Source organism: Microbacterium sp., from assembly GCF_032084865.1.
In the GTDB taxonomy this organism is placed as follows: Bacteria; Actinomycetota; Actinomycetes; order Actinomycetales; family Microbacteriaceae; genus Microbacterium.
Genome location: NZ_DAMDLU010000090.1, coordinates 1 through 11,572 on the forward strand (window position 1 = coordinate 1; position 11,572 = coordinate 11,572).

The 11,572-nt window shown below is 68.4% G+C and carries 11 protein-coding genes; 9 read left to right on the plus strand and 2 right to left on the minus strand.

What is annotated here, in order from left to right:
• The 3 genes from RT309_RS10165 to RT309_RS10175 form a co-directional block, all read left to right on the plus strand.
• Positions 1-1,437 (plus strand): MmgE/PrpD family protein (locus tag RT309_RS10165; protein WP_313356752.1); only part of this gene is annotated, 1,437 nt, incomplete at its 5' end.
• Between the two features lie 92 nt (positions 1,438-1,529).
• A complete protein-coding gene (gene prpB, locus RT309_RS10170; protein ID WP_313356753.1) occupies positions 1,530-2,441 on the plus strand; it encodes a methylisocitrate lyase in 912 nt (303 codons plus the stop codon).
• Positions 2,438-3,628, plus strand: a complete 1,191-nt coding sequence (locus tag RT309_RS10175) for a bifunctional 2-methylcitrate synthase/citrate synthase (RefSeq protein WP_313356754.1) — start codon at positions 2,438-2,440, stop codon at positions 3,626-3,628. Before prpB ends, RT309_RS10175 begins: the two co-directional genes overlap by 4 nt.
• Positions 3,629-3,668: 40 nt before the next feature.
• On the opposite strand, the gene RT309_RS10180 is transcribed toward RT309_RS10175, so the two are convergent.
• Both RT309_RS10180 and RT309_RS10185 read right to left on the minus strand, forming a co-directional pair.
• Complete coding sequence (locus RT309_RS10180) at positions 3,669-4,514, minus strand: NAD(P)-dependent oxidoreductase (RefSeq protein WP_313356755.1); 846 nt, start codon at positions 4,512-4,514, stop codon at positions 3,669-3,671.
• Between the two features lie 78 nt (positions 4,515-4,592).
• The gene (locus RT309_RS10185; protein WP_313356756.1) at positions 4,593-5,411 is read right to left on the minus strand and encodes an aldo/keto reductase; all 819 of its coding nucleotides are present in this window, start codon (positions 5,409-5,411) and stop codon (positions 4,593-4,595) included.
• A gap of 191 nt (positions 5,412-5,602) precedes the next feature.
• Between RT309_RS10185 and RT309_RS10190 the strand changes: the two genes are divergently transcribed.
• The 6 genes from RT309_RS10190 to RT309_RS10215 form a co-directional block, all read left to right on the plus strand.
• Complete coding sequence (locus tag RT309_RS10190) at positions 5,603-6,613, plus strand: LacI family DNA-binding transcriptional regulator (RefSeq protein ID WP_071642180.1); 1,011 nt, start codon at positions 5,603-5,605, stop codon at positions 6,611-6,613.
• A gap of 130 nt (positions 6,614-6,743) precedes the next feature.
• Positions 6,744-8,063, plus strand: coding sequence for a sugar ABC transporter substrate-binding protein (locus tag RT309_RS10195; protein WP_313356757.1), 1,320 nt, complete (start codon positions 6,744-6,746; stop codon positions 8,061-8,063).
• 80 nt (positions 8,064-8,143) lie between these two features.
• Positions 8,144-9,049, plus strand: a complete 906-nt coding sequence (locus tag RT309_RS10200) for a carbohydrate ABC transporter permease (RefSeq protein ID WP_191712606.1) — start codon at positions 8,144-8,146, stop codon at positions 9,047-9,049.
• Positions 9,050-9,056: 7 nt separating this feature from the next.
• On the plus strand, positions 9,057-10,022 hold the full coding sequence (locus RT309_RS10205) for a carbohydrate ABC transporter permease (protein WP_313356758.1): 966 nt from the start codon (positions 9,057-9,059) through the stop codon (positions 10,020-10,022).
• A gap of 2 nt (positions 10,023-10,024) precedes the next feature.
• The gene (locus RT309_RS10210) at positions 10,025-11,380 is read left to right on the plus strand and encodes an arabinan endo-1,5-alpha-L-arabinosidase (RefSeq protein WP_313356759.1); all 1,356 of its coding nucleotides are present in this window, start codon (positions 10,025-10,027) and stop codon (positions 11,378-11,380) included.
• The coding region (locus tag RT309_RS10215; RefSeq protein ID WP_313356760.1) for a DUF624 domain-containing protein at positions 11,377-11,572 on the plus strand (196 nt) is incomplete at its 3' end. The genes RT309_RS10210 and RT309_RS10215, both read left to right, overlap by 4 nt.

Here is an 11,572-nt window from a genome sequence, read left to right on the forward strand (position 1 = left end):
GTCGACCACGTCGAGGTCGAGCCCGAGGTCGCCGACATGATCATCAACCGCGTGATCGACAACGCGGCGGTCGCCGCGGCATCCCTCACCCGCGCCCCGATCAACGCCGCGCGCGCGCAGGCGTTCAGCCACCCCGTCTCGACCGGCGGCAAGGGCGGCACCGTGTTCGGCTGCCCACTCGACCAGCGCACCAGCCCCGAATGGGCGGCGTGGGCGAACGGCGTCGCCGTGCGCGAGCTCGACTACCACGACACCTTCCTCGCGGCCGACTACTCGCACCCCGGTGACAACATCCCCCCGATCGTCGCCGTCGCGCAGCACGTCGGATCCGACGGGCACGCGCTCGTGCGCGCCCTCGCCACCGGCTACGAGATCCAGGTCGACCTCGTGAAGGCGATCTCGCTGCACAAGCACAAGATCGACCACGTCGCGCATCTCGGCCCGTCGGCCGCGGCCGGCATCGGCACTCTGCTCGGGCTCGACGCCGAGACGATCTACCAGGCGATCGGCCAGGCGCTGCACACCACCACCGCCACCCGCCAGAGCCGCAAGGGCGAGATCTCGACCTGGAAGGCGCACGCCCCCGCGTTCGCCGGGAAGATGGCCGTCGAAGCCGTCGACCGCGCGATGCGCGGCCAGACCTCGCCATCGCCGATCTACGAAGGCGAAGACGGCGTGATCGCCTGGATGCTCGACGGCAACGACGCCTCGTACGAGGTGCCGCTGCCCGCACCCGGCGAGCCGAAGCGGGCGATCCTCGACACGTACACGAAGGAGCACTCGGCGGAGTACCAGGCGCAGGCGATCATCGACCTCGCCCGCCGACTGGGCACCGACAACCCCGCCCTGCGCGACCCGGCGAACATCGCGTCGATCGTGCTGCACACCAGCCATCACACGCACAACGTGATCGGCTCGGGCGCCAACGACCCGCAGAAGTACGACCCCACGGCGTCGCGCGAGACGCTCGACCACTCGGTGCCGTACATCTTCGCCGTCGCACTGCAGGACGGCACCTGGCACCACGTCGACTCGTACACGCCCGAGCGTGCGCAGCGCCCCGACACCGTCGAGCTGTGGCACAAGATCACCACGGTCGAGGATCCCGAGTGGACCCGCCGCTACCACTCGACCGACATCACCGAGAAGGCGTTCGGCGGCCGGGTGGAGATCACCCTGACCGACGGCAGCACCGTCATCGGCGAGATCGCCGTCGCCGATGCGCACCCGCTCGGCGCCCGCCCGTTCGTGCGGGAGAACTACATCCGCAAGTTCCGCGTCCTCGCGCAGCCGGTGTTGGACGCCGCCGAGATCGAGCGGTTCCTCGAACTCGTGCAGCGTCTTCCCGAGCTGACCGCCGACGAGGTGCAGCAGCTCTCGATCGTCGCGAAGAAGGGCGTCCTGGCATCCGCCGACGTCCCGACGGGGCTGTTCTGATTAGTCTGACCCACCTTCGAATCGCTCAACTGGCCGGCATCCGGCTGGATCTGCTGCCAGTTGAGCGATTCGAAAGCTGAAGGAGGATCCTGATGCTGTACGCCACCACGCCCGCCCACGAAAAGCGCCGCGCGTTCCGCGCACGGCTCGCCACCGGCGAGCTGCTGCGCTTCCCCGGCGCGTTCAACCCGCTCAGCGCGCGGCTCATCGAGCAGAAGGGCTTCGAGGGCGTCTACATCTCGGGCGCTGTTCTCTCAGCCGACCTCGGGCTGCCCGACATCGGCCTGACCACCCTCACCGAGGTCGCCGCCCGCGGTCAGCAGATCGCGCGGATGACCGAGCTGCCCGCCATCATCGACGCCGACACCGGCTTCGGCGAGCCGATGAACGTCGCCCGCACGATCCAGACGCTTGAGGATGCCGGTCTCGCCGGCGCGCACATCGAGGACCAGATCAACCCGAAGCGCTGCGGACACCTCGACGGCAAGTCGGTGGTCGACGCGGATACGGCGGTCAAGCGCATCCGGGCTGCGGTCGACGCGCGTCGCGACGAGAACTTCCTCATCATGGCGCGCACCGACATCGCCGCCGTCGACGGGCTGCAGGCGGCGAAGGACCGCGCCAAGGCGCTGGTGGATGCCGGTGCCGACGCGATCTTCCCCGAGGCGATGCGGTCGCTGGACGAGTTCGCCGCGATCCGGGATGCCGTCGACGTGCCGATCCTGGCGAACATGACCGAGTTCGGCAAGTCCGACCTGTTCTCGGTGGCGCAGCTGCAGGACGCGGGCGTGAACATCGTGATCTGGCCGGTGTCGCTGCTGCGCATCGCCATGGGCGCCGCGGGCCGCGCGCTCGACACGCTGAACGACGAGGGGCACCTGACCTCGAAGCTGGGCGAGATGCAGCACCGCGCCGATCTCTATGATCTGATCGACTACGAGTCGTACAACCACTTCGACTCGGGAGTCTTCAACTTCACCATCGAGCGAGGAGTGACCGAATGAGCGAATCCGAGATCAGGAAGGGCCTCGCGGGCGTGGTCGCTGATGTGACGGCGATCAGCAAGGTCAACCCCGAGACCAACAGCCTGCTCTATCGCGGGTACCCCGTGCAGGAGCTCGCGGCGACGCAGCCGTTCGAGGCCGTCGCGTACCTGCTGTGGCACGGTGAGCTGCCGACCGCAGCGCAGCTGGCCGAGTTCCGCGCCACCGAGCGCAGGCACCGCGCTCTGACCCCCGAGGTGAAGGCCGCTGTCGACGCGCTGCCGCTCGACTCGCACCCGATGGACGAGGTGCGCACGGCCGTCAGCGTGATCGGCGCGTTCGAGACCGCGGGCACCGGCAGCGTGCTCGACGCGGTCGGCACGCCCGAGCAGAACCTGCAGCGCAGCCTGCAGCTGTTCGCGGTGCTGCCGGCCGTCGTCTCGTACGGTCAGCGCCGACGCCGCGGGCAGGAGCTGATCGAGTCGCGCGACGACCTCGACTACGCCGCGAACTTCCTGTGGCTGACCTTCGGCGAAGAGCCGCACCAGGCGGTCGTCGACGCGTTCAACCGCTCGATGATCCTGTACGCCGAGCACTCGTTCAACGCCTCCACGTTCACCGCCCGGGTGATCACCTCGACGCTCAGCGACCTGTACTCGGCGGTCGTCGGCGCGATCGGCGCGCTCAAGGGACCGCTGCACGGCGGTGCCAACGAGGCCGTCATGCACATCTTCGACGAGATCGGCTCGGCCGACCGTGTCGAGGAATGGCTCGACGCCGCGCTCGCCGAGAAGCGCAAGATCATGGGCTTCGGGCACCGGGTCTACAAGCGCGGCGACTCGCGCGTGCCCACGATGAAGGCCGCGCTCGACACCCTCGTCGAGCATTACGACAGGCCCGACGTCGCCGAGCTGTACGAGAAGCTCGAGACCGAGTTCGTCGAGCGCAAGGGCATCTACCCGAACCTCGACTACCCCTCCGGTCCGGCGTACAACCTGATCGGGTACGACACGCTGACGTTCACGCCGCTGTTCATCGCCGCGCGGATCGTGGGCTGGACCGCCCACATTCTCGAGCAGCAGGCCTCGAACGCCCTGATCCGCCCGCTGTCGGCGTACAACGGCGTCGACGAGCGGCACATCGAGCAGTACGAGCCCGACACCGCCGCGATCGAGGTGCAGGAGCGTCCGGAGGAAGCCGCCGGCTGACGGCATCCGTCCTGCCGTTTCTCACGCGTGAGCGCCGGTCTCAGACGTGGTCGCGCCAGGAGTGCTCAGGCTCGAAGCCGAGCACGTCCCTGGCGTGGTCGATCGAGAGCAGCGTCTCGTTCGGCGCCACGTCGCGGGTCACCGGCACATCGGGGAAGACCTCGGCGATCAGCTCGGCGTTGGGCCGCGACATGACGGTGTCGGCAGCGGCGATGATGAAGCGGTCGAACCCGGGCTTCGCCACCTGCAGTGCGCGCTCGACAGCCTGGGCGCCGTCGCGCGCGTCGATGTAGCCCCACAGGTTCCACTTGCGCGTCATGGCGTCGTCGTCGAAGGAGGGGAACTCGGCGTAGTACTCGGGCACCATCACGTTCGAGAACCGCAGCGCCGTGACCGACAGGTCGGGATGCCACCGCACCAGCTCGCGCGCCAGCTGCTCTTCCAGGGTCTTCACCAGGGAGTACACCGATTCCGGGCGCGCGGGATACTCCTCGTCGACGGGGATGTACGGCGGCGGCACGTCGAACGGCAACCCCAGCACCGTCTCGCTGGAGGCGTACACGATGCGCCGGATGCCCAGTCGCACGGCTGCCCAGAAGACGTTGAACGTCGCCGGCATGTTGTTGTGGAAGGTGGCCACGTCGCTGCGGACGCCCGGCGCGGGAATCGCGCCGAGGTGCACGACCGCGTCGATGCCGTCATGGCGGTCGCCCACCGCGGTGAGCGCGTCCACGACCTGACCGTAGTCGGTGAGGTCGACCTGCACGAAGTCGTCGGCGCGCGTGCCGACGACGTCCATTCCGATGACGTCCCAGCCGTTCGCGCGCAGTTCGCGAGCGACGACGGTGCCGAGTTTGCCGGATGCTCCGGTGAGGGCGATGCGCATGGTCGCTGTCCTTCGTCGGGTTCTGTCCTGCAACGCTATACGCGCGAAACCGAGTGGTCTCGCGCGGCGCGCCTCAGCCTATTGCCGGTCGCGCGGGTGGGTGCCGGTGCGCTCGCCGCTCTCCATGCCGGCGATGACCGCCATGTCGTCGTCGTCGAGCGCGACGTCGTCGAGGTCGAGGTTCTGACGCAGGCGCTCGGGATGCGTCGACTTGACGACGGCGGCTCCGCCGAGCTGCAGATGCCAGCGCAGCACCACCTGCGCGACCGTGACGGAGTGCTTCGCCGCGACGGCGAGAAGGGTCGGGTCATCGAGCAGGCGGCCGCGGCCGAGCGGGCTCCACGCCTGCGTCACGATGCCGAGCCGGGCGTGCAGGGCACGCAGCTCGTGCTGGGGCAGCCACGGGTGCGACTCGACCTGGTTCAGCGCGGGTGCGACGCCGGTCTCGTCGACGAGGCGGTGCAGATCGTACGGTTCGAAGTTGGCGACGCCGATCGTGCGCACGCGTCCCTCCTGCTGCAGCTCGATGAGCCCGCGCCACACGTCGACGAAGGCGCCTCGCGATGAGCGCGGCCAGTGGATCATGTAGAGATCGAGCGGACCCACGCCCAGCTCGCGTTCGGAATCCGCGAAGTCGGCGATGGCCTGCTCGCGGCTCTGCACCGGATCGCCCCAGAACTTCGAGGCCACCATCAGATCGTCGCGTCGCCCCGACGATCGGATCGCCTCGCCGAGCTCGCGCTCGTTGCCGTAGAACCGCGCTCCGTCGACCAGCCGGTAGCCCGCGTCGATGCCGGCGAGGGTGACCTCGGCGGTCTGCTCGATCGGCACCTTGTACAGCCCGAACCCGAGGGCGGGAAGCCGACTGCCGTCGTTGAGGGCGAGCGTTCCTGGCATGCCCACATCCTCACACGGCGGCGACGCCCGGGGCGCCGATGTCCCGGGGGCGACGCGCGACGGGTCGGCCGAGCGCGACGGCCGGGGTGACGCGTGCGGTGCACCGCGGCCGTGCACCGATGCTGTGCAACGTTGTAACCTGGGGCTGAGCGGCATCACCCCGATGCCCGGCGACACGCGGGAGGATGCCGATGGCTGTCACGCTGCACGACGTGGCGAGGCTGGCGGGGGTCTCGATCAAGACCGTGTCGAACGTCATCAACGACTACGAGCACATCCGCCCGGCCACGCGCGCGAAGGTGGAGAAGGCGATCGGCGAGCTCGGGTACACGCCCAATCTCACCGCACGGAACCTGCGGTCGGGGCGCACGGGCGCGATCGCTCTCGCCCTGCCCGACCTGAGCCTGGCGTACTTCGCCGAGCTGGCCGCGCAGGTCATCCACGAGGCCGAAGCCGCCGGCGTCGTCGTTCTCGTCGAGCAGACCGGCGCAGATCGCGAGCGCGAGCTCGACCTGCTGCGCAGCTCGCGACTCAAGCTCACCGACGGGCTGATCTTCAGCCCACTCGGCATGGGGCCCGATGACGTGGCCGCTCTGGACGTGCCCTATCCGCTCGTGCTGCTCGGCGAGCGCATCTTCGACGGCCCGACCGACCACGTGACCATGCGCAACGTCGACGCGGCGCGCGCGGCCACCGAGCACCTGATCGCACAGGGGCGACGCCGCATCGCCGTCGTCGGCGCCCACGAGGGCGAGATCGTCGGATCCGCGGCGCTGCGCCTGCAGGGGTACCGCGAGGCGCTGGACGCGGCCGGCATCGAGTACGACGACTCCATCGTCGGGTACACGACGCTGTGGCATCGGGCGAACGGCGCCGATTCGATGCGCGACATCCTCGCCAGGGGAGCGGAGTTCGATGCCGTCTTCGGCTTGAACGACACCCTCGCGCTGGGCGCCATGCGGGTACTGCAGGAGGCGGGTCTGCGGGTGCCGCACGACGTCTCGGTGATCGGCTTCGACGGTCTCGACGAGGCGGCGTACTCGATCCCGTCGCTCACGACGGTCGATCCCGGCCGCGGCTGGATCGCGAAGACGGCCGTCTCGACGCTGCTGGCCCGCATCGGCGGCAAGGCGGATGCTGCGCCGCAGACCCTCTTCGCCGACTACCGCATCCTCGAACGCGAGTCGTCCGCGTCCAGTTGACAGCGGCGGCCGGTGGGGTCACAATGTTCCTACAACGTTTACTACAACGTTGTAAATTCTGTGAGGATCGCTGGGCGGCATGGCGCTGGGCGATGACATCGAAGTCAGCTCTGAGAGGAAGACCCGCACAATGAAGTCACGGATCCTGGCCATCGCCGGCGTGATCACGCTCGCCGGCATCACCGCAACCGGCTGCTCCGCATCCGGAGCGGCGAGCGACGACGGCACGCTCACCTTCATGTTCCGAGGCAGCGACGCCGAGAAGGCCGCCTACACCAAGGCGATCGAGGAGTTCGAGAAGGCCAACGACGTCGACGTGAAGATCATCATGACCACGGCCGACGAGTACAGCACCAAGCTCAAGGCGGCCATCGCCGGCAAGAAGGTCCCCGACGTCTTCTACGTCGACCCTGGCAGCGTGCAGGCGTACGTGCGCTCCGGGATCATCAAGGACATCACCGCGGCCGTCGAGAAGGAGGTCGACCTCGACAACGTGTGGGCGTACGGGGTCGACAGCTACCGCTTCGACGGCGCGCTCATGGGCAAGGGCGACATCTACGCCATGCCGAAGGACGTCGGCCCGTTCTCGTTCGGCTACAACAAGACGATGTTCGAAGAGGCCGGCATCCCGCTTCCCGACGTCGATCAGCCCTACACCTGGGCGGAGTTCATCGATGTCGCCAAGAAGCTGACGAAGGACAACGACGGCGACGGCAAGCTCGACCAGTGGGGCACCGGGCTGAACGTGCAGTGGAACCTGCAGTCGTTCGTGTGGTCGAACGGCGGGGACTGGCTCAACGACGACCGCACCCGGGTTACTGTCGACAGCCCCGAGTTCGTCGAGGCGCTGCAGTTCTTCGCCGACATGAGCACGAAGGACGCCGTCACCCCCTCGAGCTCCGACTCGCAGACGCTCGACACCTACCAGCGCTGGATGCAGGGCGAGATCGGCTTCTTCCCGGTCGGCCCGTGGGATGTGCCCACGTACCAGAAGCTCGACTTCGAGTGGGACCTCATCCCGTACCCGGTCGGCAAGACCGGTGAGACGGCCACCTGGACCGGAACCCTCGGCATCGCCGTCAGCGAGAGCACGAAGAACGCCGACCTCGCCACGAAGCTCGCGATCTACCTCTCGACGAACGAGACCGCGCAGCAGTCGCTCGTCGACGACGGCGTGCAGATCCCGAACCTCATCGACATGGCCGACACGTGGGTCGCCGACTCCACCACGCCGCCGGCGAACAAGCAGGAGTTCCTCGACATCGTGCAGGACTACGGCCGCGCACTGCCCGCCAACACCACCTACAGCGCCGAGTGGTACGACGAGCTGTGGAAGAACATCCAGCCCGTGCTCGACGGCAAGCAGAGCGCGAAGGACTACCTCGATGAGGTGCAGCCGCGCATGCAGGAGCTGCTCGACAAGGCCAACGCCGACGCCGGCATCGGCTGATCGTCGGCCGGGGGCGCACGCGCGCCCCCGGCACCCGCCCCCGGCACCCGCATCCGGTACCCGAAAGGAGGTGAGCCGTGATGGGCTCTCCGACCACCATCCGACGTTCCCGACTCCACCGCCGAGAGCACCTCGCCGCAGCCGCCTTCATCGCGGCTCCGGTCATCGGCTTCCTCATCTTCATCGGCTATCCCATGCTGTACGCGGTGTACGCGTCGTTCACCAAGTGGAACGGCCTGAGCGAGCCGACGTTCAACGGTCTCGACAACTACGTCGAGATGATCGGCGACCCGTACTTCTGGAAGGCGATGGGCAACACCGTCTTCATGATGATCGGCATCCCCATCGGCCTGATCATCTCGCTCCTGCTTGCCCTCGCGCTGAACCGGCGCATGCGCGGCACGACGTTCTTCCGCACCGTCTACTACGTGCCGGTCATCTCGTCGCTCGCGGCCGTGGCGATCCTGTGGCAGTGGGCCTACAACGGCGACTTCGGCCTCATCAACCAGGTGCTCGCGATGCTCGGCATCGACGGCCCGAACTGGCTGCAGGACGCGTCCACCGCGAAGCCCGCGATCATCATCATGGCGGTGTGGAAGGGCGTCGGCTTCTCGATGCTGCTGTATCTGGCCGCCCTGCAGTCGGTGCCGAGGCACCTGTACGAGGCGGCGGCGATCGACGGTGCGAACGCCCTGCAGCAGTTCCGCCACATCACGATTCCCATGCTGCGGCCGGTCACCTTCTTCCTCGTCGTGACCAGCATCATCGGCGGCGCGCAGATCTTCATCGAGATCAACATCATGACCCCCACCGGGGGGCCCGAGTTCTCGACGGCGTCCATCGTCTGGTACATCTGGCAGAAAGCCTTCAACTACCTCCAGATGGGCTACGCCACCTCGATGTCCGTGGTTCTCGGGCTGCTGGTCTTCGTCATCACCGCGATCCAGTTCCAGATGAACCGACGCTCCCAGTTCTCGATCGAGTGAGGCAGCCATGACTTTCACGACCTCGACCTCGCCGTCGCCCGCCCCCGCGACCGCCGTGGCAGTGCTCCCTCAGGACGCCGGCGGCCGCCGCCGTCGACGCGCCCCGATCGGCGACTCGTCGACCCCGGTCGGCATGCGCTCGCGCTCCTACCGCTCGATGAACGTCGTCGTCACGATCGTGCTCGCCGTCGGCGGGATCATCATGATCGCGCCGCTGCTGTGGACCTTCACGACGTCGCTGAAGACCCGTGAGGCGGTGTTCGCGCTGCCGCCGCAGTGGATCCCCGACCCCGTGCAGTGGGAGAACTATCTGCGCGTGTGGTCAGCGGGTCCGCTGGCCAGCGGCATCTGGAACAGCATCGTCGTCTCGGTGAGCGTGACGGTGGTGGGCACCGCGACCAGCGCACTCGCCGCATTCGCGTTCGCGAAGATGCGGCTGCCCTTCAAGAACGTCGTCTTCCTCACCCTGCTCGTGGCGATCATGATCCCGTTCCCGACGATCATGATCCCGCAGTTCAAGATGTTCGGCGATCTGGGCATGGTCGACACCCTGTGGCCTCTCATCCTGCCCGGCCTGTTCGGCAACATCGTGATGATCTTCTTCCTGCGTCAGTTCCTGGACTCGGTGCCCGACTCGATCATCGAGGCCGCCAAACTCGACGGCGCCGGGTATCTGCGCATCTTCTGGACGCTGATCTTCCCCGCCATCCGCCCCGCGGTGGCTGCGCAGTTCATCCTGTGGTTCATGGCGGTGTGGAACGACTACCTGGCGCCGATCATCTACCTGAACTCGCCGGAGAGGCAGACACTGCAGCTCGTGATCGCGAGCTTCAACGCCACCTACGCGAGCCAGACGGACTACCCGCTGATCATGGCCGCATCGTTCATCGCGCTCATCCCCGTGCTCGTGGTGTTCGTGATCTTCCAACGGCAGATCATCGAATCCGTCGCGCTGACCGGGGCCAAGGGCTGAGCATGATCGACACCGCAGACACCGCAGACACCGCAGACACCGTCGACACCGCGACCTGGGGTGCGCGCAACGCGCACGACCCGACCGTCGTGCGCGGCGACGACGGACTCTGGTACATGTTCTCGACCGACGCCGCGTCGGGGCTCGACCGGGTGCCGGCCGGCGTGCACGTGCGCACCTCGCCGGACCTGGTCACGTGGACCTACCGCGGCACCGCGCTGAAGGGGGTGCCGGCTCCCGCCGGCTCGTGGTCGGGGGCGGTGGGCCTGTGGGCGCCGGAGGTGGTGCGCTGGCCGACCGCCGATGCCGATGCCGAGGGTGACGTACCGCGGGAGACGCGGTGGCACATGTACTACTCCGCGTCGACGTTCGGCTCGCGCACCTCGGCGATCGGACTGGCCACGGCGGCCGAGCCCGCCGGTCCCTGGCGCGACGAGGGCATCGTGATCGCGACGGACCACGCGCGCGACACGATCAACGCGATCGACGCGGCAGTCGGGTACGACCGCGACGGCACACCGTGGATGCTGTACGGATCGTTCTTCGGCGGCATCCACGCGGTCGAGCTCGCGCTCGAGACCGGCAGGCGCCGACGTGACGAACCGGGCACGCTGATCGCCCGACGACCCGCCGGTGTCGACGGCGCGATCGAGGGCGCCTACGTCGTGCAGCGCGACGGTCGCCACGTGCTCTTCGTGTCGTACGACTCGCTGGTCGACACGTACAGCGTGCGGGTGGGCATCTCGGACTCGATCACGGGGCCGTACCTCGACCACCAGGGGCGCGACCTCACCTCGCCGACCGACGAGCACGCCGTCTCGACCGGCACCAAGGTGCTCGGCGGTCTGCGCTTTCCCGGCGGCGCGGGGCTGATCGCTCCGGGGCACAACTCGATCTTCCACGACGGCACCGACACCTTCATGGTGCACCACGTGCGCTTCGCGGACGCCCCGACCGAGCACGAGGCGCAGATCCGTCGCGTGCACTGGACCGCCACGGGCTGGCCCGTCGTGTCGCCGCACCCGTACGCGGGCGACGACACCGAGCGCCTCGCCGCTGCCGAGCCCGTCGCAGGGGACTGGGATGCCGTGCGCTTCGCGCCGGAGACCGCCGGCGTCGTCGACGCCGAGCGCGTGCGCATCGAGTCGGATCTGATGAGCGCAGGAGAGCCGGTCACGACCCATCTGACGGTGATCCCGGACGCGTCGTCCGGCTCGGCCGGATCGGGAGCCGCCGCCGGGCTGGATGCCGTGGTCTTCGGCGCATGGGATCCCGTCGCGGGATGCCCGGTGCTCGCGTTCAGCGCCATCGATGCCGACGCGGTGGTCTGGAGCGGCTCGAAGACGGTGCGCTCATGAGCGCCGAGACGTACGCCGCTGCAGGGTGGACGGGCCGGGTCATGCAGATGCTCGACGCCGTGTGGACTCTGGTGCTCGTCAACCTGCTGTTCATCGGCGGCGTGCTCGCGGGCGGCGTGGTGGCCGGGGTCATGCCGGCCGGGGTCGCCGCGGCATCCGTCCTGCTTCCCGGCGGCCGCCCCGCCGATGACG

Bases quoted from the DNA above. Each gene is read 5' to 3' on its own strand.
- RT309_RS10195 (WP_313356757.1), top strand. From the start codon at position 6,744: ATGAAGTCACGGATCCTGGCCATCGCCGGCGTGATCACGCTCGCCGGC.
- RT309_RS10205 (WP_313356758.1), top strand. From the start codon at position 9,057: ATGACTTTCACGACCTCGACCTCGCCGTCGCCCGCCCCCGCGACCGCC.
- RT309_RS10200 (WP_191712606.1), top strand. From the start codon at position 8,144: ATGGGCTCTCCGACCACCATCCGACGTTCCCGACTCCACCGCCGAGAG.
- RT309_RS10210 (WP_313356759.1), top strand. From the start codon at position 10,025: ATGATCGACACCGCAGACACCGCAGACACCGCAGACACCGTCGACACC.
- RT309_RS10175 (WP_313356754.1), top strand. From the start codon at position 2,438: ATGAGCGAATCCGAGATCAGGAAGGGCCTCGCGGGCGTGGTCGCTGAT.
- RT309_RS10180 (WP_313356755.1), bottom strand. From the start codon at position 4,514: ATGCGCATCGCCCTCACCGGAGCATCCGGCAAACTCGGCACCGTCGTC.
- RT309_RS10185 (WP_313356756.1), bottom strand. From the start codon at position 5,411: ATGCCAGGAACGCTCGCCCTCAACGACGGCAGTCGGCTTCCCGCCCTC.
- prpB (WP_313356753.1), top strand. From the start codon at position 1,530: ATGCTGTACGCCACCACGCCCGCCCACGAAAAGCGCCGCGCGTTCCGC.
- RT309_RS10190 (WP_071642180.1), top strand. From the start codon at position 5,603: ATGGCTGTCACGCTGCACGACGTGGCGAGGCTGGCGGGGGTCTCGATC.